Source organism: Thioalkalivibrio denitrificans (genome assembly GCF_002000365.1).
GTDB classification, from domain to species: Bacteria; Pseudomonadota; Gammaproteobacteria; order Ectothiorhodospirales; family Ectothiorhodospiraceae; genus Thioalkalivibrio_A; species Thioalkalivibrio_A denitrificans.
Window position 1 is genome coordinate 1 of the sequence record NZ_MVBK01000065.1, and the last position, 21,042, is coordinate 21,042.

At 64.4% G+C, this 21,042-nt stretch carries 22 protein-coding genes and 1 riboswitch; of the genes, 10 read left to right on the forward strand and 12 right to left on the reverse strand.

Going from position 1 to position 21,042, the window contains the following annotated elements; translation table 11 throughout:
• The first annotated feature begins 101 nt into the window (after positions 1 to 101).
• From B1C78_RS11250 to waaA, 3 genes are all read left to right on the forward strand, one after another.
• Entirely contained in the window at positions 102 to 716 is a 615-nt protein-coding gene (locus B1C78_RS11250; RefSeq protein WP_077279268.1) for a D-sedoheptulose-7-phosphate isomerase, read from the forward strand.
• Positions 717 to 760: 44 nt separating this feature from the next.
• Positions 761 to 1,279, forward strand: coding sequence for a D-glycero-alpha-D-manno-heptose-1,7-bisphosphate 7-phosphatase (locus tag B1C78_RS11255; RefSeq protein WP_077279269.1), 519 nt, complete (start codon positions 761 to 763; stop codon positions 1,277 to 1,279).
• Between the two features lie 85 nt (positions 1,280 to 1,364).
• Positions 1,365 to 2,642 carry a lipid IV(A) 3-deoxy-D-manno-octulosonic acid transferase gene (waaA, locus tag B1C78_RS11260; RefSeq protein WP_077279270.1) on the forward strand — a complete coding sequence of 426 codons (1,278 nt, stop codon included), beginning with the start codon at positions 1,365 to 1,367 and terminating at the stop codon, positions 2,640 to 2,642.
• A 181-nt stretch (positions 2,643 to 2,823) separates the two neighbouring features.
• Here waaA and B1C78_RS11265 read toward each other — a convergent pair whose 3' ends face one another.
• The 4 genes from B1C78_RS11265 to B1C78_RS11280 all read right to left on the reverse strand — a co-directional run bounded on the left by B1C78_RS11265 (position 2,824) and on the right by B1C78_RS11280 (position 5,841).
• Positions 2,824 to 3,384, reverse strand: a complete 561-nt coding sequence (locus tag B1C78_RS11265; RefSeq protein WP_077279271.1) for a hydrolase — start codon at positions 3,382 to 3,384, stop codon at positions 2,824 to 2,826.
• Between the two features lie 7 nt (positions 3,385 to 3,391).
• Positions 3,392 to 4,696, reverse strand: a complete 1,305-nt coding sequence (locus tag B1C78_RS11270) for a TolC family outer membrane protein (protein WP_139349908.1) — start codon at positions 4,694 to 4,696, stop codon at positions 3,392 to 3,394.
• A 131-nt stretch (positions 4,697 to 4,827) separates the two neighbouring features.
• Positions 4,828 to 5,148 (reverse strand): rhodanese-like domain-containing protein, encoded by a 321-nt coding sequence (locus tag B1C78_RS11275; protein WP_077279288.1) that lies wholly within the window; start codon positions 5,146 to 5,148, stop codon positions 4,828 to 4,830.
• Between the two features lie 36 nt (positions 5,149 to 5,184).
• The gene (locus B1C78_RS11280; protein WP_077279273.1) at positions 5,185 to 5,841 is read right to left on the reverse strand and encodes a protein-L-isoaspartate O-methyltransferase family protein; all 657 of its coding nucleotides are present in this window, start codon (positions 5,839 to 5,841) and stop codon (positions 5,185 to 5,187) included.
• Positions 5,842 to 6,005: 164 nt separating this feature from the next.
• Here B1C78_RS11280 and B1C78_RS11285 point away from each other — a divergent pair, with 164 nt between their 5' ends.
• On the forward strand, positions 6,006 to 6,719 hold the full coding sequence (locus B1C78_RS11285; RefSeq protein WP_077279274.1) for a response regulator: 714 nt from the start codon (positions 6,006 to 6,008) through the stop codon (positions 6,717 to 6,719).
• Between the two features lie 129 nt (positions 6,720 to 6,848).
• On the opposite strand, the gene B1C78_RS11290 is transcribed toward B1C78_RS11285, so the two are convergent.
• The 5 genes from B1C78_RS11290 to B1C78_RS11310 all read right to left on the reverse strand — a co-directional run bounded on the left by B1C78_RS11290 (position 6,849) and on the right by B1C78_RS11310 (position 10,680).
• Positions 6,849 to 7,313, reverse strand: coding sequence for a cytochrome C (locus B1C78_RS11290; RefSeq protein WP_077279275.1), 465 nt, complete (start codon positions 7,311 to 7,313; stop codon positions 6,849 to 6,851).
• A gap of 14 nt (positions 7,314 to 7,327) precedes the next feature.
• Positions 7,328 to 7,846, reverse strand: coding sequence for a hypothetical protein (locus tag B1C78_RS11295; RefSeq protein WP_139349907.1), 519 nt, complete (start codon positions 7,844 to 7,846; stop codon positions 7,328 to 7,330).
• 184 nt (positions 7,847 to 8,030) lie between these two features.
• Positions 8,031 to 8,975, reverse strand: coding sequence for a sulfur oxidation c-type cytochrome SoxA (gene soxA / locus B1C78_RS11300; RefSeq protein WP_077279277.1), 945 nt, complete (start codon positions 8,973 to 8,975; stop codon positions 8,031 to 8,033).
• A gap of 3 nt (positions 8,976 to 8,978) precedes the next feature.
• Entirely contained in the window at positions 8,979 to 9,458 is a 480-nt protein-coding gene (gene soxX, locus B1C78_RS11305; protein WP_175628291.1) for a sulfur oxidation c-type cytochrome SoxX, read from the reverse strand.
• Between the two features lie 157 nt (positions 9,459 to 9,615).
• Positions 9,616 to 10,680, reverse strand: a complete 1,065-nt coding sequence (locus tag B1C78_RS11310; protein WP_175628292.1) for a porin — start codon at positions 10,678 to 10,680, stop codon at positions 9,616 to 9,618.
• Positions 10,681 to 10,961: 281 nt separating this feature from the next.
• On the opposite strand from B1C78_RS11310, the gene B1C78_RS11315 reads away from it, so the two are divergent.
• Positions 10,962 to 12,329 carry a HAMP domain-containing histidine kinase gene (locus B1C78_RS11315; RefSeq protein WP_077279280.1) on the forward strand — a complete coding sequence of 456 codons (1,368 nt, stop codon included), beginning with the start codon at positions 10,962 to 10,964 and terminating at the stop codon, positions 12,327 to 12,329.
• 43 nt (positions 12,330 to 12,372) lie between these two features.
• Here B1C78_RS11315 and B1C78_RS11320 read toward each other — a convergent pair whose 3' ends face one another.
• Positions 12,373 to 12,870, reverse strand: a complete 498-nt coding sequence (locus B1C78_RS11320) for a hypothetical protein (RefSeq protein WP_077279281.1) — start codon at positions 12,868 to 12,870, stop codon at positions 12,373 to 12,375.
• A gap of 343 nt (positions 12,871 to 13,213) precedes the next feature.
• Here B1C78_RS11320 and pap point away from each other — a divergent pair, with 343 nt between their 5' ends.
• The 3 genes from pap (at position 13,214) to B1C78_RS11335 (ending at position 18,607) form a co-directional block, all read left to right on the forward strand.
• The gene (pap, locus tag B1C78_RS11325; protein WP_077279282.1) at positions 13,214 to 14,701 is read left to right on the forward strand and encodes a polyphosphate:AMP phosphotransferase; all 1,488 of its coding nucleotides are present in this window, start codon (positions 13,214 to 13,216) and stop codon (positions 14,699 to 14,701) included.
• Between the two features lie 193 nt (positions 14,702 to 14,894).
• Positions 14,895 to 14,986: riboswitch (TPP riboswitch) on the forward strand.
• A gap of 47 nt (positions 14,987 to 15,033) precedes the next feature.
• Positions 15,034 to 16,923: a phosphomethylpyrimidine synthase ThiC gene (gene thiC / locus B1C78_RS11330; RefSeq protein ID WP_077279283.1), complete on the forward strand. Its 1,890-nt coding sequence runs from the start codon at positions 15,034 to 15,036 to the stop codon at positions 16,921 to 16,923.
• Positions 16,924 to 17,098: 175 nt separating this feature from the next.
• The gene (locus B1C78_RS11335; protein ID WP_077279284.1) at positions 17,099 to 18,607 is read left to right on the forward strand and encodes a glutamate synthase-related protein; all 1,509 of its coding nucleotides are present in this window, start codon (positions 17,099 to 17,101) and stop codon (positions 18,605 to 18,607) included.
• A gap of 139 nt (positions 18,608 to 18,746) precedes the next feature.
• On the opposite strand, the gene B1C78_RS11340 is transcribed toward B1C78_RS11335, so the two are convergent.
• A complete protein-coding gene (locus tag B1C78_RS11340; protein ID WP_077279285.1) occupies positions 18,747 to 19,472 on the reverse strand; it encodes a hypothetical protein in 726 nt (241 codons plus the stop codon).
• A gap of 222 nt (positions 19,473 to 19,694) precedes the next feature.
• Between B1C78_RS11340 and B1C78_RS11345 the strand changes: the two genes are divergently transcribed.
• Together B1C78_RS11345 and B1C78_RS11350 are read left to right on the forward strand one after the other, a co-directional pair.
• Positions 19,695 to 19,916 carry a DUF2061 domain-containing protein gene (locus B1C78_RS11345; RefSeq protein ID WP_077279286.1) on the forward strand — a complete coding sequence of 74 codons (222 nt, stop codon included), beginning with the start codon at positions 19,695 to 19,697 and terminating at the stop codon, positions 19,914 to 19,916.
• Between the two features lie 194 nt (positions 19,917 to 20,110).
• Positions 20,111 to 20,374 (forward strand): hypothetical protein, encoded by a 264-nt coding sequence (locus tag B1C78_RS11350; RefSeq protein WP_245795405.1) that lies wholly within the window; start codon positions 20,111 to 20,113, stop codon positions 20,372 to 20,374.
• 211 nt (positions 20,375 to 20,585) lie between these two features.
• Here the strand turns inward: B1C78_RS11350 and cspE are convergent, their stop codons facing one another.
• A complete protein-coding gene (gene cspE / locus B1C78_RS11355) occupies positions 20,586 to 20,789 on the reverse strand; it encodes a transcription antiterminator/RNA stability regulator CspE (protein ID WP_077279287.1) in 204 nt (67 codons plus the stop codon).
• Positions 20,790 to 21,042: the final 253 nt, after the last annotated feature.

Below are 21,042 nucleotides of genomic sequence, written 5' to 3' on the forward strand. Positions count from 1 at the left end.
GGTCAATCCATGATGTCTACGGCAGGAGATCTTCGTTCCGATGGCGGAGCCGTCGGCCGCCCTGATACGCTTTTGATCCACAGTCCAGGACCTCCGTGACCATGACCCCGGAAACCCTCAGTGAAGTACTGCGCGAGAGTGCGCGGATCAAGATGCAGCTCGCCGATGAGCAGGCGGACGCGATCCTGGTCGTCATCGACGCGGTGGTTGAGGCACTGGCCCGCGGCAACACCATCTTCTTCTTCGGCAACGGCGGCAGCGCCGCGGACTCGCAGCACTTGGCCGCGGAACTGGTCGGGCGTTTCGTGCGCGAGCGCCGGCCGCTGGCCGCCTTGGCGCTCACCACCGACACCTCTATCCTCACCAGCATCGGCAACGACTACGGTTTCGACGAAATCTTCCTCCGTCAGATCCAGGGCCTGGGCCGCAAGGGCGACGTGGTCGTCGGCCTGAGTACCAGCGGCAATTCGCCCAATGTATTGAAGGCCATGGAAGCGGCACGTGTCGGCGGGCTGACCACGGTGGGCCTTACCGGGCGCAGCGGCGGAAAGCTGGCTGCCGTTGTCCATCATTGCTTGCGGGTACCCTCCGACGACACCGCGCGCATCCAGGAGAGCCACATCGCCATCGGCCACCTGATCTGCATGGGTGTGGATGAGGCCGTCGCCGACGGTCGCATCCCGACGGAGGCACACGGGAGCGGAAGCTCCGAATGATCGTTGCGCACCTGGCTCGCGTCTCTCGTCCGGGCGGATGATCCATGTCGTCCAGAGCCCTGTTTCTTGACCGCGACGGCACTCTTATGGTGGATGTGGGTTACCCCAGCCAGCCGGACCAGGTGTCGCTCCTGCCCGGTGTCGCCGAGGCGCTTGCCGCCTGCACGGCCGCGGGCTATCGCCTGTCCATCATCAGCAACCAGTCGGGTGTCGGTCGGGGATATTTCGGTCCCGATGCCGTGCAGGCCGTTCATGAGCGTCTGCTGGAGCTGCTTGGGGCGCAAGGCGTGTACATCGACGATGCGCGCTACTGCCTGCACGCCCCCGAGGACCAATGTGAATGCCGCAAGCCCTCGCCCCTCATGATCCGGCAATCGGCGGAGCACCTCGGGGTCGATACAGCCCGAAGCTTCATGATCGGCGATAAGCCCTCGGACATGGAGGCAGGCCGGCGAGCCGGGTGCCGCACGATTCTGCTTGCCCCGAATTCTGGGGATGTCGGGGCCGATCACGTCTGTGCCGACTGGGCCGGGATTCGGCGGGTCGTCTGCGAAGGGTGGTGACGAACGCTCGCCCGGCGCCGGCTCCATGTGCGGCCGCGTGCTAACATCCGTGCCTTATTGAAACGGGGACGCATCCACGCCCTCCATGTGGCGCACCGGTTACTCCATCCTGCTTTATCTGCTCTGGCCGCTCATTGCGGTGCGGCTGCTCTGGCGCGCGCGGCGCAACCCGGCGTACCTCCGGCGCTGGCGTGAGCGCTTTACCGCCGGAGTGTCCATGTCTGTGCGGCCGCGCCTTTGGGTGCATGCGGTCTCGGTGGGTGAAGTGGTGGCGGCATCGCCGTTGATCAAAGCGCTGTTCGCCCGCTTTCCGGATCATGCGGTGCTGGTGACGACCACCACGCCCACGGGTTCTGCCGAAGTGCAGCGCCGTTTCGGCGACCGCGTCGAGCACCGCTACCTACCTGTGGATTTGCCGCACCTGGCGGGTGCCGTTGTCCGGCGCATCAATCCGCATCTGCTTCTCGTGATGGAAACCGAACTCTGGCCCAACCTCTACGCCGCCTGCCGCCGCGAGGGGGTGCCGGTCATGCTGGTGAATGCGCGCCTGTCGGAGCGTTCGCTGGGTGGGTACCGGCGGGTGCGTCCGCTGGTGGCGCAGGCGCTGCGTTCGGTGACCGCGCTGGCGGCCCGCTCGGAAGAAGACGCGCGCCGCTTTCTGGCGCTGGGTGCGGACGCGGCACGGTTGCGGGTCACGGGGAACCTGAAATATGACCTGCCCGCGCCCTCCGACACGGTGCGGTCTGCTGCCAGCAATCCAGGTGAGGCGCGTCCCGTGTGGATCGCTGCAAGCACTCACGACGGCGAGGACGAACAGGTGCTTGCCGCCCACGCGGCGCTCAGGAAGCACATGCCCGATGCCCTGCTGATCCTGGTGCCTCGGCATCCCGAACGTTTCGATGCTGTGGCGCGGCTCTGCGGGAAATCGGGTTTTGCCGTGGCGCGGCGTTCCCGCGACGAGGTACCGGATGCCGCGACGGCCGTCTGGCTGGGGGACACCATGGGCGAACTGCCGGATCTCTTCCCCCTCGCGCAGGTGGCCTTTCTGGGCGGCAGCCTCGTACCCACGGGCGGCCACAATCCGTTGGAAGCGGCGGTTCACCACGTGCCGGTGCTGACCGGACCACACGTGTTCAATTTTCGTGAGGTGTTCGACGGCCTGGTGGGGGCAGGTGGTGCCCGGGTGGTGGCCGACGCGGACGCACTGGCAGACGTCCTCAGGGCCTGGTTGGGCGATGACGATGAGCGTCAACGCCGCGGCGCGGCGGCGGACGGCGTTGTGGAAGCAAACAGGGGTGCGCTCGACAGCGTGGTCGCCTGGGTCGAGGAGATCCTGGCGCGCAGGACGACCACGGAGATATAGTCCGGATAGTGAGGCGTGAAGCGTGAGGGGTGAGGCGATAGGGGATAGGTGTGAAACCACCCCCACCCTGGCCCTCCCCCATGAGGGGGAGGGGATTTTGGGCGAGTGATCGGGGAAGGAATGACCTGCGGGGGCTTGCGTCCCCGGGCAGGCGGAGTAGGCTCCCCGCCTAACGCCTCATCTACTTGATGAACGCAGTCAGCGTCTTGAACTGCGAATGACGCGCATCGCGCAGCCACTCGAAGATCACCGATTCGGTGTTGGTCACAGTGATGCCCGCCTGGCGCAGGCGGTGCAGGGCGTTGGCCTTGTTGGCAGGGTCCCGGGAACACACGGCGTCTTCCGGCACGAAGGCCTGGAAACCCGCCGCCTGCAGATCCATGGCCGTCTGCAGCACGCACACGTGCGTCTCCATGCCGCACACCACCACCTGCGGCCGGCGCGCGCCCTTCAGTGCGTCCAGGATGCCCGCCTCGCCGCAGCAGGAAAAGGCGATCTTCTCCAGCACGCGGGCATTGTCCGGCAGGTCCGCCGAAAGCGCATCCACGGTGTATCCCAGTCCCTTGGGATATTGCTCCGATACAATCACCGGGATCTCCAGATGCCCGGCGGACTGGGCAAGGATGCCGGCGGCACGAATGGAGGCATTACGGGCGATGTCATCCATGGCGCCGGCAAGGCGCTCCTGCATGTCGACGATCAGCAGCTGACTGTGCGCCGCATGGCAAAGCTGATTACTCATCTTGGTCCTACTGCAACCAGGCGTTGACCGCCCGCAGGTCCTGTTCGTCCAGGGTGCCCGCCGCCTGTTTCAGGCGCAGGGTGTTGAGCACGAAGTCGTAGCGGGCCTGGGCGAAATCACGCTGGGCACGGAACACCTCGCGCAGGGCCAGCAGCACGTCCACCGCGGTGCGGGTGCCCACCTCGAACCCGGCCTCGGCGGCTTCGGCTGCGGCCTGGGTGGATTCCAGCGCGCGGTTCAGGGCCCGCACCTGGGAAGCACCCGACACCACGGACAAATAGGCGCTGCGGGTCTGCTGCACGGTGCGGCGCTGGGTCAGGTCCAGCTGTTCACGGGCGCCATCGAAGCGCTCCCTGGACTCGCGCGTCAGGGAGGTGGTGCGACCGCCCGTATACAGGGGGATGCGTAGCTGCAAGGCGATCTGGCTCTCGCGGCGATCCTGGAACTGGGGGTTTACGCCCGTCGCGCCGTGAGTGTCGACATCCGCATAGCTGGCCTGCAATCCGACCGTGGGATAGTGACCGGCACGCTGGCGCTTGATCTCCTCGGCGGCGAACTCGGTGGCGAAGCGTTGGGCGGTGAGCGCCAGATTGCTGTCCACGGCCGTGGCGACCCATTGGTCCATGTCTTCGGGTTCGGGTGTGGTCAGCGGTATGGTGTCGCGCAGGCCGGACAGTGCCTCGTAGTACTGACCGGTGACCACGGCAAGCTGTTCCCGGGCCACGTCCAGCTGGTTCATGGCCGCGATCTCCTGGGCCACGGCGATGTCGAACTGGGCCTGGGATTCCTTCACGTCGGTGATGGCGATCAGCCCCACCTCGAAGCGGCGTTCCGACTGTTCCAGCTGCCGGCCGATGGCCTCTTTCTCCGCCTGGGCGAAACTGAGGTTGTCCTGGGCCGCCAGCACGCCGAAATAGGCCTCGGCCACCCGTACGATCAGTTCCTGGCGTGCACTGTCGCGCACCGCGGTGGCCTGGGCGATGCCCAGGTCCGCCTGGCGCAGCGCCACGTAGTTGCGGTGGTCGTAGACGGTCTGGTTGAGCGTCAGTTCAAGGCGCGTGGTATCGAAGCTGTCGTTGGGCAGCCCCGATGGCTCGGTGCGCGTATGGGACTGCGAGGCACCGGCCTCGAGTTGGGGCAGCAGGACCGAGCGGGCCTGGGGGCGGGCTTCCAGCGCCGCGCGGAAGTCCGCTTCGGCGGCCCGCAGCTCGGCATCGTGCTCCAGGGCCACCTGGTAGACGGACCAGAGGTCGGCGCCGTGCGCCTTGAGTGGAGCGAGGCCCCAGGCGAACAGGACTAAGGCAAGAAGCATGGTGCGTGAGCCGGCGAACATGAAGCGTCTCCTGCGGCATTGGGCGGTGCCCTGAAAGTCGACCCCTAATAAATTAGCACGCCCTAATATACTTTGGCCATCGCGGTGCGTTGTGGGAAACCTGCCCGCAGTCAGTACACAGGAAGGTCGGTATCCACCTGCCGCGCCCACGCATCGATACCTCCGGCCAGGTTGATGATCCGCCTGAACCCGTGATGTTCCAGAAACAGTCCGGCGTGGTGACTGCGTATGCCATGGTGGCAGATCACAACAATCTCCCGCTCGGGGTCTTCCCGGTTGACCAGTTCAGGCACCTGCCGGAGCGGTACCAGGGTGGAACCCTCGATGTGAGCGATTTCGTACTCCCACGGTTCGCGCACGTCCAGGAGCAGCGGCGGTGTCGGGGTCTCGCGAAGATACGCGTCAAGTTGTGCGGGTGTGAACTGGCGCATGGGCATGGCCGCGCCGACGCCCCTCGGGCGCGGCGCTCAGAAGCGGAATACCGGCTTGCGCTCGGTCCCCACGAGCGGCTTGAGGCAGGTCTCGAACAGCTTTTCACGCACAAACTCGTTCTCGCCCAGGCGCGTGACCCGCCAGGCCTCCATGACGGGGGCATCGCCCACCACCACGAACAGGCGTCCGCCGGGATTGAGTTGGCGCTCGAAACAGTCCCGGTACTCCGGCAGGCTGCCTGTTACCGCGATCACGTCGTAGCGTTCGCGCTGGGTGGTCCACCCTTTGGCGGCGTCGCCCTGGCTCAGGGCGACATTGAGGATGCCGGTCTGCTCCAGATGCTTCATTGCCGAGGTCTTGAAGTCGTCGTGAATCTCCACGCTGTCCACGTGCGCCCCCAGCTTCGCCATGCAGCAGGTGACGTAACCCGAGCCCGTGCCCACCTCCAGGCAGACATCCGCGGGCGAGATCTCCAGCGCCTGGAGCATCCGGCCCTCCACCTTGGGTGCCATCATGGATTCGCCGTGGCCCAGCGGGATCTCGAGATCCGCGTAGGCGATATTGCGATAGTTCTGCGGGACGAACAGTTCACGGGGCGTCTGCTCGATCACGTCGAGCACGCGCTGATCGAGCACGTCCCAGGGGCGGATCTGCTGCTCGACCATGTTGAAGCGGGCCTGTTCGAAGTTCATGGCGGGTCCTGAAGCGATGGGTTAGCGGCTCTGGCTCCGGTGTGTGCGGTTGGCCGACGATGCAAGGGTACGAGCAAGGCCTTCCACGAGCAAGTCGGGAGGATTTCCGTGGGCATATTCCGCAATTGGTGCAGGGCGTGCGCACTGCTGGTAATGTTGCAAACATGAATGCGGGCGAGACTATTCTCATTGTGGATGACGATCAGGGGCTGCGGGACTTGTTGCAGCGATATCTTCAGGAAGGCGGCTACCAAGCGGCGGCGGTGCCCGACGGCCGTGCCATGGATGAATACCTCGCAGCGCAGACCCCCGACCTGATCATCCTCGACCTCATGCTGCCGGGTGAGGACGGCTTGGCAATCGCCCGGCGCCTGCGCGCCCGGCATGACTGGCCGGTGATCATGCTCTCGGCGCGGGGTGAGGAGGTGGATCGGATCGTCGGTCTTGAAGTGGGAGCGGACGACTACCTGCCCAAGCCTTTCAATCCGCGTGAATTGCTGGCACGAATCCGGGCAGTGCTGCGGCGCAGGGTTCGGCAGGTCCCCGGGGGCGACGAGTCGCGTCGTGTCGTCGCCTTTGGACCGTTTCGCCTCGATCTCGACGGCTACGTGCTCACACGGGACGGGGACGAAGTCGCCCTCACGGCCGGGGATCTCGCACTGCTGCGCGTGTTCGCCGAACACGCCAACAGTGTTTTGAGCCGGGACAAGCTCCTGGATCTGCTCAAGGGCTATGAGCGTTCCCCGTTCGATCGCAGTGTCGATGTGCGCGTGACCCGCCTGCGGCGCAAGATCGAGGAAGACCCGTCCTCACCGCGCTACATTCGCACGGTCTGGGGTGTCGGTTACGTATTCACGCCTTCCGGGCAGCGGGGATAAAAAAGCCCGCCTCATGGAGGCGGGCACACCGCCAGACAACCTCTAGCCCGCATATCGGCGACCGCAGTAGAAGGGTGGTGAGATATGCGGGCTAGGACCATGGGGATGATCCGTTCCCCACGCCGTGTGTCAGTACGCCAGTCGGAACCGATCCAGTTCCTCCTTGGTGATCTCCCCGGGGCGCTTCATGATCCATGCATCATCGCCGCCGACCCAGGCCTTGAATACGGCCAGGTTGCGCTGGCGTTGCGTCTCGGTTTCACCCAGATGTTCGTACATGTTGCCGGGTTTGCCGTCAGTGGTGTTGCTGCCGTCGTCCAGGCGGCGCATCAGGGCACCCGTGTCGGGCCATGCGACAAAGAAGATCAGGTCGGCATGGGTGTCCATGCGCGGACCCTTGAGTTCGCGCTTGTAGCGCTCCTGGTCCTCCTCGAACTCACCCAGGTAAGGGGATTCGGCGCCGTGGCAGGCCGCGCACTTGGCTTCCCACAGGGGGCGTACATGATCCCGGTAGGTGACCTCCGAGGCGGCCGTGCCGGCCATGACCAGACCGGTAACGGCCGCGGCAAGGACAGAGGCAAGGTTTTTGCCCATGACACCCACCGTGGTCAGTGATGATGGTGGCCGCTGCCCGATTCGCCCAGGCGGCTCAGGCCGGGGAACCGGTCGCTGGCATGGCGGCCATGGCAGACGGTGCAACTCTCAACCAGCCTGGAGAAGTAGAAGGCCTGCAGTTCGGAGTCCTCGTCGCGTCCGGCCTTGGCCAGCTTGTGGGCGGTGTCATGAAACGCACCGTCCAATTCGATGAACCCCACGGGCGCGACCGCCATGAGTTCCCTGCGGTCCTCCTCGGTGAGCTGCTGCTTGAGGATGAAGCTTTTGTAGATGTCGCGTCCGTTCTCGTACACGGCCTGATGGTCGCCGGCGGCGATGGCGATCAGGGCCCGCCCCATGCCGGCCTGTATGAGGTTCATCTCCTCCCGCAGCAGCGTCCGGAGCCGTTCGCTGAGCTGCGGTCCCAGAGCGGTATGCTCTTCCTTTGCATACGCCCCCGGTGGTTGGGTGATCGTGATGAGGAGAACGATGATACCCGCGCTCGCGAGCACCTTGGCGATACCGTTTTTCATGTGCATACCTTTCTGATGACTGGGTGACTGATGCGTTGCGGCGCCATTGTTCACCCGATGCGGTTTCCTTTCTGTGTCCGGTCGGCGGACAAGTGTTACAGGGTGTTACGAGGGGCCCTGCGCCTCCGTCAGACGGATGCGTGGGGCCCCGCGGTGACGTGTCCCAAGGTCCCGGATGGAACCGTTAGCGGACACCCGGTGAGACGATCGGGTAGCCGTTGGACAGGGCGGTGAGGAAGACTTCGAGATCCACGTAGGCCGGATCGCCGGGGCGCAACGGCATGACGCGCATCTGTCGGCTGCACAACCCGATGCGCGTTTGCAGGGTCTCCACGGTGCCCCGGGCGCTGCGGTAGGTGGGGAAATGGGCCGCGAAGGCAAAGGGCGTGGTGGAGACCTGTCCCCGCAAACGCTGGCCCATCACCGGTGTGCCGGGCGAGTGGCAGGTGGCGCAGGCGAAGTTGAACTGTCCCACTTTCCTGTAGAACAGACCCTTGCCCCGCTCGTAGGCCATGCGCAGTTCGGGTTGGCCGATCTCCATGTTGATGGGCATGCCGTGACTGAGCGACTTGACGTACAGGGCAAGACGTGTGTTGCCCGGGCTGCCCTGGGGGATCTCCTGTTCGGCGATTGCCTTGGCGCAATGTTCGATCCGGCTCTCCAGGGTCACGATGGTGTTTGTCTCGGAATCGTGGCGCGGATACCGTGTGGCGGCCCCGACGAGGTCGGTCTCGCCCCAGCCGACGCAACGGGGGAATTCCGGGTGCCGTTCGCTCAGTTTCCTGAAGGCCTCTTCCCCCTCTTCCAGGTAGAAATGCCCGCCGTGCAGATCGTCGTACTCCAGGTCACGATGCTTGTAGTTGAGCTTCCATTCGTTCTCCGGATCTCCGACCCAGGACAGATATTGGCGCAGGGTCTCTTCGTCCTTCCAGTAGCGCACGGTGCCGGAGAATTCCATGTCGGCGCGATAGCCCAGGGTCGGATCGATGTCGTCGAAGGGTACGTATTCCTGGGCACCGCCCTGCTGGGCCGCGACCGTACCCGCGCCTGCCGCCAGAGCGATGGCCGCCAGTACGCCGCCCACTCTGGCGCGTTTGGTTTGAGCGCCGATTCTGTTATGCGTGTACATGGTTTACCTCGAATTCTTCAGATAGGAGACGATGTCCATGATCTCCTGTTCGGTCAGGATCTCATTCGTGCCGAAGGGGGGCATGACGGTGCCGGCAATGAACGCACGCTGGTCATGTATGCGTGCATAGATCTCCTCCGTTGATCGTCCCCAGGTGGCGTATTGGCTCAGGTCCGGGGCCACTGTGCCGCCCTGGGCCCCACCCTGCATCATGTGGCAGGTCAGGCAGTTGCCCTTGCTCCGGTTGTGCGCCAGCGCGCGGCCGCGATCGGGATCTCCTTCGAGGTCAGATGGCATCTGCGCCGATACCGCCGGGCGGGTGGGTATTTCTCCGCAGGGGTGGGTGTAGCTGTGACAGGGCCACTGTGCGAACGGCGGGCCGCCCGCGGGACGGTTCGCCGGCGTATCGGCGTAGGCCGACAGGCACAGGGCCAGCAGCGGAAGGGCCCACATCAGATGACGTGTGATTCGGGTTGCGTACATGGTGTCAATCCCTCGGGAAAGCCCCACGGGTCGCGGTGCATGAGTCATCAGCGACCCGCGGGGATGTTATGGGGATTCAGGCAGATGCCGGGTCCGCGGCGACCCCATGGGCTCCTGGGAGAGCGGGCTGCCGGCCGCCCGCGGACCCGGCCGGCGCCTAGAATCGGTGGAACAGACCCAGCGAAACGCCCGCGACGTTGTCGCCAAGCTCCGGAATGTAGTGCTCTCCGTGACCAAATCGCCCGAGCGCTCGTTGGCTGTTGTCCTCATTGTTGAGGGCCGCGTACAGTGCGTACACGTTGGTGCGTTCGGACAGGTTGCGCCAGATTCCAACGGTCCACAGATCGGCACCCGTGTCGCTGGAGCCGGAGTACGAATCGACCGTGGCGTACAGGGCGCGCAGGGTGTAGGGCCCGGTCCTGTATGCGCCCCACAGGCTCCAGGCGTCGCGGTCCAGGTGAGGCGAGTCGGTTGAATCGCCGTCGATGGTCTCGTACACGCCGCCGATCTGGAATTGCCCCAGGTTCACGCGTCCCCCGAGCCGCAGCGCCTTGCTGCCGTCGACTTCGTCGTGATCCTCGTAGGCCAGACCGACCTGAAACTGAGGTGTCGTATAGCGGATGCTGGCGCTCCAGATGTCCTCGTCCCTGTCCTGGCCACGATAGTCCGTGCTGTAGGCGACCATGCCCTGAAACCCGTTCAGATTCGGGGTGGTGTACATGGCGACGTTCCGGGCGCGTACATTGTAGTGTGTCCCCTGCATGGGTTGTCCCCTGTCCCCGGTGCCCATGATGGTGCGGTTGTCCCCCAGTGTCGCCGCGAAGGGGTTGAGTTGGTCGTTGAACATCTTGAACGGCGTGTCGTGAATGCCGACGATGGCTCGCCCCCAGGATCCCGTCAGACCCGCGAAGCTGTTGAAGGTCGTGAAGCTCATGTCGCCCGTGCCGTCCATGTTGATCACCTGGGCGATCTGCCATACCAGGCGCGAGTCATCGCCGAGGTCCTCGGAGCCTCGAAGACCCAGGATGCTGGTGTTGCTGGAGAATCGGGTTTGACTCTCCGGTGTGGGGTCGCCTGGATCGGTGAATGAGTCATTCACTCGGTCGAGTGAAAGATGCGCCTGCCCCCAGATCTCTACGTCGGCTGCGGCGGCGCCCGCAACAGCCAGGGCGGTTGCCGCCAGCAGGGCGGCCGTGCAATGCCTGGTACCTGTTACCTTCATTGTCATAATCCTCTTATGGTGGTTTGTTATCGCGCTCCCTTCGTTATGTGTTCGTTCCCTCCGCGACGGTCTGTGCCCGGGATCTGTCGCTTTCTTCGGGATCCGCGGCGCACAACGCCTTTTCCGGTCTGGCGGGCTGTCGCGCCATCCGTGAGTCTGCGTCAAGTACCTTGGATTCTTGTGGTTTCTGGTGTATTGCGGAGTCGAAACACTTTGTTACCGACTGATGACCCGCCGCGAAAAGCACGAGACAATCGTGTGATCATCCTGGTGACCGAGACATGGCGTTCTTTAGACTTCGTCTACGCAGTCTGTTTGCGCGCACCGCGGCGGCCATCGCCGTGGCGCTGATCGTTTACGACCTGTTCTCTCACGCGGTACTCGGCTATTTTCTGGTTGGTCCCATGGCCAGGCGTTCGGCGGACGATCTGGCGCAACTCATGACGCTTACCGCTGAGATGTCCGTCGGCATGGTTGATCGGAACTCGGATACACCGGGTTCCCCTCCGGTGGACGGCGCGGGACTCAGGCTGGCGGAGCCCGGGCGGCCGTTGACCCCGGGACGTTACAATCCGTATCTGGAGTTCCTGGAGGATTCACTTCGGCGCCGCACGGGGGAATCCGTTGTCATCGGGCAGGATTCGGATGGTTCCGATGACTGGCTCTGGGTGGATCTTGCCACCGCCTCCGGCGAGGTGCGACTCGGATTCGCGGCACGCCGGCTCGAGATCTATCCGGGCGCGGTGGTCATGGTGCTGCTGCTTGTTGGCGCCCTGCTGACCTTCGGTACTGCTCTGGTCTACGTGCGCCGCATCACCCGTCCCCTGGCCCGCCTTTCCGAGGCGGCCGGGCGGGTGGGGCAGGGCGAGTTTACTGCGCCAGTGCCCGAGACCGGGCCGGAGGAGATCGCCGGTCTGACCCGATCATTCAACCTGATGACGCGACAGGTGAAGGAATTGCTTGCCGCACGCACCACCATGCTTGCCGGCATCTCGCATGATCTGCGCACCCCGCTTGCGCGCCTGGGGCTGTCGCTGGAATTGTTGTCCGTGCGGCATGACCCCGAGCTCGTCGAGAGGATGCGACGGGATCTGGAAGTGATGAACTCTCTGATCGGGGAGTTCCTGGACATCGCCCGAGGTCTGGAGGCGGAGGAGCGCGTCCCGGTCGTGCTGCGTGAGATGCTCGACGCCATCGCGGACGATGGGCGGCGCATTGGTGAAGCGGATGTGAGTGTGACGGGGCCGTCCTGCAGGATCGTCACCCGACCCGTGGCGTTGCGCCGGGTGCTCATGAATCTGGTGGACAATGCCTTGCGTTACGGAGGGGGAAAGCCGGTCGCGATCACCCTGCGCCGGGAGGCTGATGCCTGCGCCATTCATGTCCTTGATCAGGGTCCCGGGATTCCCGAGGCGGAGCGCGAACTGGTGTTCCGTCCGTTCTATCGCATCGAGCAGTCACGAAACTCCGCCAGCGGAGGCAGTGGCCTGGGGCTCTCCGTTGCCATGCAGCTTGCGGAGGTCAATGGCTGGGAACTGCAGCTTTTGCCGGGGCCCCAAGGTGGGACCGATGCCGTACTTCGTATTCCGGATTCAGGGCCCTGCCATCGGGCGAAGATGCCCGATGGGGCGGCGACACCACGAGTGTGATGAGTGCATGGTGTCGCCGCCACCCAAGCGATCGGGCGGTCGGTCATTCGACCTTTATGCGATAGGTGGCGTGACAGGCAATACAGGTGTTAAGCATGCTCGATGCCCGGAACATGAGCATGTCGGGGCTCTCCCCGGAACGCGCGGCAATCGAGATGGCATCGAAATCCTCGTGGGTCTCGGTGGCCCATACCCGGAATTGCAGCGGCAGCTTGGCCACCGTTACCGCCGGCACCTGGTCCGCGGCATGCGTGCCCATGACGGTCGCCGCGCTGGAAACCCGTTCCATGTCCTCGTTGGATAGGCCCTCGAGGATCCCCTGGACCGCGATAAGCATCTCGCGCATCTCCCAGAGTACGTAGTTCTTCTCGGTTTCATTCAGGACAAGCGGCGCGCGGCTGTCGGTTTCGAACATGTCCATGGTGATGGCCGGTGTGCCCTCTTGAGCGGAGGCTACGCCCATGCCTGCAGCAAGGGCGAGGCCGGCGACCATCGGGCCGAACGGGCGGCCGCGGCCGCGGAGACGCAACAATGACATCATGTGTTTCCTCTTTCAGATGGCTGGAGTCAAGAGGTTGCCTGTGCGCGTGTTAGCACCGGATGTCAGGTTTCTGCGGGTTTGTTACGAAATGTTACCGGGGCATGCCATTCGCCACCGGTTCCAGTGCCGGCGCCGAGCACACGCCCCATGAACCCGGGCTGGAGCACGGGCTCCATTCACCACCGGCCTCGCCACGTGCAGATTACTCGGCCAGGTTTCCAAGAGGCCCGAAGGCGTACGGGAAGGCCCCTGCCGGGCAAGCCCCGCTTGCCCGGCGCCTTGATTGCGTGTGGGATATCCAGGAGCCTGTCCGAGTACAGGGTGGAGGGTCGGAGGCACGTCCATGTTCGAAGCCGCGGAGTTGGGGCGCAAGGTCTCGAAATCCGAGTACCGGGACACGTTGCCGGACCTGCGTACGTGTCTCGTCAACGCCCAGTGGCGCCTGCGCGACAGCGGGGTCTCCGTGCTGGTGATCGTGGAGGGCGTTGAGGGCGTCGGCCGCGGCGAGGTGGTCAACCGGTTGAACGGCTGGCTGGATACCCGCGGGACCGAGACCCACGCCTTCTGGGATGTCTCCAGCGAGGAACAGACCCATCCCCGTTACTGGCGCTACTGGCGCAGTCTGCCTTCACGCGGAAAGATCGGCCTGTTCTTCGGGGGCTGGTATGCGGAGCCCCTGGTGCGCGGTGCCACCGGCGAGTGGGAGGATGCCCGGGTGGAGGCGTCTGCGACCCGCATCCGCGATCTCGAGCACATGCTGGCCCTGGACGACACCCTGATCCTCAAGTTCTGGTTCCACCTGGACAGGGATACCCAGAAACAACGCCTCAAGGCGCGCCGGGAGGATCCGGACAGCCGCTGGTCGCGCCGGCGCAACGGCGACAAGCTCCTTGACTACAAGGCCCTTCTCGGTGTCGGCGAGACGCTGATCCGGGCCACGGATACCGCCGTGGCCCCCTGGTATCTGATCGAGGCGGCGGATGCCCGTTACCGGGATCTGACCGTGGCCCGCACCCTGCTGGAGACCATCAGCGCGCGGCTGGATGCGACAGGCCCCGCGGAACGGAAGGAGGCCCTGTCCCATGCCCCCAGCCTGCCCGAGGCGGAAGCCGCCCGGCGCACGGTGCTGGATCAGGTGGACCTGGGGCAGTCACTGGCCAAGCCCCGCTACCGTAAACGCCTCGAAGAGGCCCAGCGATGCCTGCGCTCTCTGACCTGGAAGGCCTTTGATGCGGGCCGAGCCAGCGTGCTGGTGTTCGAGGGCTGGGACGCCGCCGGCAAGGGCGGCACCATCCGGCGCCTCACGGCCGGCATCGATGCCCGCCTGCACCGGGTGATCCCGGTAGGCGCGCCCACGGACGAGGAACTGGCCCATCATTATCTGTGGCGCTTCTGGCGCCGCGTGCCGGGCGCGGGGCGCATCACGGTGTTCGACCGTTCCTGGTACGGCCGCGTGCTGGTGGAGCGGGTGGAAGGCCTGGCGCAGCCCGCCCAGTGGCGCCGTGCCTACCACGAGATCAACGACTTCGAGCAGCAGCTCTGCGAGCACGGCATCCTGGTGCACAAGTTCTGGCTGCACATCAGCGGGGATGAGCAGCTGGCCCGCTTCCGCGCCCGGGAGAAGACCGCCTACAAGCAGCACAAGATCACCGACGAGGACTGGCGCAACCGGGAAAAACGCCCCGAGTATGAGGCGGCCGTGAACGAGATGGTGTTCCGCACCAGCACCGAGCACGCCCCCTGGACCCTGGTGCCCTCGGAAGACAAGCGCTTCGGCCGCGTCGCCGTCCTTGAAACGATCTGCGAGCGGTTGGAAGCCGCGCTGGACTAGAAGAGCTTGCCGCAGAGACGCGGAGGCGCAGAGAAATGCAATGGACAGGATGANNTTCATCCTGTCCATTGCATTCTTGACTCTTCGCCAACGCTGCAAGTCTTTGACTTTCCTTGCTACTTGAGACTTGCCACTTGCCACTGTAACGCCACTGTTCCAGTAAGCCCGACCGGGCTGCTATAGTTTCAGGTCACAGCGAGGCTAGGGGTGCCCTTCGGGGCTGAGAGATTACCCTTGGAACCTGAACCGGATCATACCGGCGGAGGGAAGCTTCGGAGCCACGCCTCCTCAGCCGCTCCGTACCTTCCGCCGCTCCCTACGCGAGGTACACCATGAGCGCCATCCCCCAGGACTTCATCGACCGGACCGCGCGGCTCTCCGAGGAGATCACGCGGCCGTTCCCCAATTCCCGCAAGATCTTCGTCGAGGGTGCGAGCCCCGACATCCGCGTGCCCATGCGCGAGGTGAGCCAGGCGCCCACGCACGCGTCCACGGGGGTGGAGGACAATCCGCCCATCACGGTGTATGACACCTCGGGCCCCTATACGGACCCGCAGGCGGAGATCGATCTCCTGAAGGGTCTGCCGGCTCTGCGCGAGGCCTGGATCGAGGCGCGCCAGGATACCGAGCGCCTCGATGGCCCCACGTCCGAGTTCGGCCGCGCGCGGGCCGCCGACCCGGAACTGGCGGCGCTTCGCTTTGAACACATCCGTGCGCCGCGACGCGCACGCCCGGGCCTGAATGTCACCCAGATGCATTACGCGCGTCGGGGCGTCATTACGCCGGAGATGGTGTTCGTGGCCGTCCGCGAGAACTGCCGCCTGCAGGAGATGCGCGCCGATCCCCGTTACGCGAAGCTGCTGCGCCAGCATCCGGGGCAGCCCTTCGGTGCGTGCATCCCCGACGAGATCACGCCCGAGTTCGTGCGCGATGAGGTGGCCGCCGGCCGGGCCATCATCCCCAGCAACATCAATCACCCGGAACTTGAGCCCATGATCATCGGGCGCAACTTCCGGGTGAAGATCAACACCAACATCGGCAACTCCGCGGTCACCTCCGGCATCGCCGAGGAGGTGGAGAAACTGGTGTGGTCTTGTCGCTGGGGCGGCGACACGCTCATGGATCTGTCCACCGGCAAGAACATCCACGAAACCCGGGAATGGATCCTGCGCAACAGTCCCGTGCCGATCGGCACCGTGCCCATCTACCAGACCCTGGAGAAGGTGAACGGAAAGCCCGAGGAGCTCACTTGGGACCTGTTCCGCGACACGCTCATCGAGCAGGCCGAGCAGGGCGTGGACTACTTCACGATCCATGCGGGCGTGAGGCTGCCCTACGTGCCGCTCACGGCGGATCGCGTCACGGGCATCGTCTCGCGCGGCGGGTCCATCATGGCCAAGTGGTGTCTTGCACATCATCGCGAGAACTTCCTCTACACCCACTTCGAGGAGATCTGCGAGATCATGAAGGCCTACGACGTGGCCTTCAGCCTCGGCGACGGCCTGCGCCCCGGCTGCGTGGCGGATGCCAACGACGCGGCGCAGTTCGGTGAGCTGGAGACGCTCGGCGAACTGACGAAGATCGCCTGGGAGCACGACGTGCAGGTGATGATCGAGGGTCCGGGTCACATTCCGCTGCACATGGTCAAGGAAAACGTGGACAAGGAACTGGAGGAGTGCTTCGAGGCGCCGTTCTATACGCTTGGTCCCCTGGTGACCGACATCGCGCCCGCCTACGACCACATCACCTCGGGCATCGGCGCCGCCAACATCGGCTGGTACGGCACCGCCATGCTCTGCTATGTGACGCCCAAGGAACACCTGGGCCTGCCCAACAAGCAGGACGTGCGCGACGGCATCATCACCTACCGCATCGCAGCCCATGCGGCGGATCTCGCCAAGGGTTTCCCCGGCGCGCAGGTGCGCGACAACGCGCTCTCCAAGGCGCGCTTCGAGTTTCGCTGGGAGGACCAGTTCAACCTCTCGCTCGATCCCGAACGTGCCCGGGAATTCCATGACGAAACCCTCCCAAAGGAGGCCCACAAGGTGGCGCACTTCTGCTCCATGTGCGGCCCCAATTTCTGCTCCATGAAGATCACCCAGGACGTGCGGGACTACGCGGCGAAACAGGGGATCTCGGAGCAGGAGGCGCTGGAGAAGGGGATGCAGGAGAAGGCGGTGGAGTTCGTGGAGAAGGGGGCGGAGATCTACCGGGAGGTTTAAGGCGGCCTGCGGCCGCGAGATTCAAGATTCAAGATTCAAGATTCAAGATTCAAGAGGCAAGAGGCAAGAGGCAAGGCGGGATTCGTGGGATTCAATCGCGTTCGTGGGGTTGAATCATTCTTTTGCCGGTGCTGCGTTATGCTGAGGCGCGAATCCATCCTCAGGGGAGCCTCCGATGGCCCAGCCGAAGATCGCCGCACGCACGCCCGTCGCTGTCGAGTTGAAGGCCGGCAAGGAATATTACTGGTGTGCGTGCGGGCGTTCGAAGAACCAGCCCTTTTGCGACGGCTCCCACGAAGGCACTGAATTCAAGCCGCTGGCCTTCACCCCGGAGGAGGACGGTGAGGCGCACCTCTGCCGCTGCAAGCGTACCGGCAACCCGCCTTATTGTGACGGCAGCCATGCGGGGATCGACGATGAAGACGATTCCAACGGCGGGGAGGCATCGGACAGCGACGACGGCTTCGTAAAGGCCACCCGCGAGGAACCCACCCTCGAGCGTATCCACGAACTGGCCCGTCACGGGCTGGAGCGGACAGGCCCCCATGGCGAGACCGTGGCCATGGGCGTGCCCCGCGCGGAGCTTCCCCGCTGGGACGACATCCAGATACTCACTGCCCAGCTCGCCAACCGGCCGCTCCCTGAAGATGCCGAGGTGGGTACCGAACTGGTCATCGGACCGCGGGCGAAGCGTCCGCTCAGGCTCGACATCCCCCTGTTCGTCTCGGACATGAGTTTCGGCTCCCTCTCCCGGGAGGCCAAGCTGGCACTGGCCCGCGGTTCGGCCGAGGCCGGCACGGGCATCTGCTCCGGCGAGGGGGGCATGATGCCCGAGGAGCGCGACGCCAATCCGCGTTACCTCTATGAACTCGCCTCGGCCAGGTTCGGCTATGAGGAATCCCTGCTGGAGAAAATCGGCGCGCTGCACTTCAAGGGCGGCCAGGCGGCCAAGACCGGCACCGGCGGCCATCTGCCCGGCCGCAAGGTAACCGAAGAGATCGCGAAGGTGCGCGGCCTCAAGGCCGGGCAGGACGCCGTCTCCCCGCCCACCTTCACAGATCTGGTTACCCCCGGGGACTTCCGGGAGTTTGCCGATCGGGTGCGCGAGCTGACCGATGGCATTCCGATCGGCTTCAAGCTGTCGGCCAACCACATCGAGGCGGACATCGATTTCGCCCTGGAGGCGGGCGCCGACTACATCATCCTGGACGGGCGGGGCGGTGCCACCGGGGCGGCCCCACGCCTCTTTCGAGACCACATCTCCGTGCCCACCATCCCGGCGCTGGTACGCGCCCGGCGCCATCTGGACGCACGGGGTGCCGAGGGCGTCACCCTCATCATCACCGGCGGCCTGCGCCTGCCCGAGGACTTTATCAAGGCCCTGGCGCTGGGGGCCGACGGCATCGCCATCGCCAACAGCGCGATCCAGGCGGTGGGCTGCATCGCGGCGCGCATGTGCCACACCAACCAGTGTCCTTCGGGCGTCGCAACCCAGGATCCGAAACTGCGCAAGCGACTGGATGTGGAAGCAGGGGCCGAACGTCTGGCCCGCTTTCTGACAAGTTCCGTGGCGCTCATGCAGGTGATGGCCCGCGCATGCGGGCATGACCATCTGGCGAAATTCAACCGGAACGACCTGGCCGCTTGGAAGCGGGAGATGCGGGAGTTGACTGGATTGGAATGAACGCGAAAACACACGCCTGGTGCAAAGGCGGTGGACTGAGTCTCCCGTTGGAGGGGCGCGCACCGCCTCGTCAGGCATGGCGGATACTGACGGTGCCGTCACACTCGCGCCGTCGCATGACTACCTGACCCCGCCACGGTCATGCAGGCGTCACCGCCCGGGTATCTGAGAGCGGTGTTGTGGACTCCAGGAGGCACTCCACGAGCACGGCGCCGTTTTCCTCCGGTGGCAGTTCGCCGTCCAGGCGCAGAACCCTTGTGGCGGGCTGGGTTTCCAGCCAGCGGATGATGTGGTTCAGGACCTCCTGCTGTGCCGCGTAGAGCGAGGCGATGCGCCGTTCGTCCCAGCCCTTGTATGGCCTGCGCGAGCTGGACTTGGCCCGTGCGAAATAGCGCGCTGCGGCAACATCCGGCGGGATGTCGATGACCACGTGGAACTCCGATAGGTCATCACGCAGCAGTTCCAATACGGCCTCCATCTGGTTTTGAGTCGGATGATCGTCGTCGCGCAGGAGGTAGAGCCTCTGTATGAGTCCCTGATTGTGGATGATCAGAGGGTGGGCAGTGAGCAGGCGGCGGGTACGGCGAAACGTGAGGAGGTTCTTGATCACCGGCAGGAAGCGGCTTAACTGCCGGACATGCCCCCCGCGAGCCAGCCGGGCTGTGGCCGCGAGAACCAGTTGGAGCGCATGGCCGCTCTCGTGAAGCTGAAAGCGCAGCTTGCCGTCCCGACTGTAAAAGTAGGGCGGTGGGATGCCCAACGCGTGGAACCGGCGGATGGCCGCCTCGGCGATGGTCGTCTTCCCCGCGCCAGGGAAACCGATGAACTCCGCGAGTCGGGGGATCGTGGGGTCGGAAGAGGTCATGCTCGGTACCGATCTCATGGGGCCATTGCTTCTGATGTCAGGGGCAAACAAGGGCGGCCCCATGTTACCGCCCCGCGTCGTCGTTGGGGTCTTCGGTCATTGGCGCTTTCGGAGTCTGAATAGCGTCAAGCTATCATGGATATTCGAATAATCAACTTCAATAATGATTCTCATTTAGATAACTTCATCATCAAGCAATCTGTTTGATGAGGAGATGCCGCCATGATCAAGACCGCAAGCTTTGCCGTCGTGCACTTCAGTGTCGCCTTCGGGGTGGCCTTTGCGCTGACCGGGAGCGTGGTGATCGGTGGCCTGGTGGCGCTGGTGGAGCCGTTCGTCAACACCATCGCCTACCACTTCCACGAGAAAGTCTGGGAGCGCATCCGTGCCCGCAGGGTCGCCAAGGTGACTGCCGGATCCAATGGGCCCGCGATAGCCGCGTGATGAGCTCAAACCGTCTGTAACCACGAAGCACACGAAGAATGACACTAGGAGCCTGTCGGACTTAGGCTGCTCCTACTGCGCCGGTGGGNNAAGTCCGACAGGCTCCTGGCAAAACAACTGAGGATTGACTTCGTGTTCTTCGTGAGCTTCGTGGTGAATCGCTTTTGATGCCGACCAGGGCCCCGCTTCCGACGATGGAACCGAACACGACGCTGCGCGCGGGTGACAAGAGCGACCTGCCCGCCATCAACGCCGTCATCGAGCGGGCGGTGATGACGTGGCGGCTGCCGGATCGGGTCAAGCGTCTGTCACTGCCGCGCCATTCTTCAGGCGCCTGGGTTTCGATGGTCTGCCGGTGCGTGATGAGTCCCGGGATTACGCCCTGCGCTTCTGGCACGATGCGTGAACCCAAGAGCGAATGGACAGGATGGACAGGATTTTTCAGGATTGACAGGTAAACAGTTCTTGATCCTGTCTATCCGCTTTTTATCCTGTGAATCCTGTCTAACGATTTAGATTGGGCCTCTGCGCCTCTGCGGCAGGGGTCAGGCGGCGTTTCGATCCGACGGGAATGGCGGCCATGGGCCGCCCTATGGGGACTCCTTCTCGCGCACCAAAAAAGAACCCCGCACAAGGCGGGGTTCTTTGAATCTGCGTTGGCAGACTGTCTTACAGGGACTTCACGTTCGCAGCGGCCAGGCCCTTGGGGCCGTTGGTCACTTCGAAGGAGACCTGCTGGCCTTCGGCCAGGGTGCGGAAGCCGCCCGCGTCGATGGCGGAGAAATGCACGAACACATCCTTGCCGCCGTCTTCGGGGGTGATGAAGCCGAAGCCCTTGCTTTCGTTAAACCACTTCACGGTGCCTTTGGTCATGGCAAATAAATCCTCAACTCTTATTAAGAAACAAACGGATGATGCAGCGGATTCCTGAGAACAACCGGCGGGAGTGACTGCGGTACAACGAAAAACGACCGTGGGAACTTCCGACTCTGACTGCAAGAACTGACTGCAGTGGGCACTATACGCGGCCGCGGGCACAATCGCCAGTGAAATCTTGTCGGGGCGTAAGGGGGTAGGGGTGAGGGGTGAGGCGTGAAACCACCCCCTCCCTGGCCCTCCCCCATGA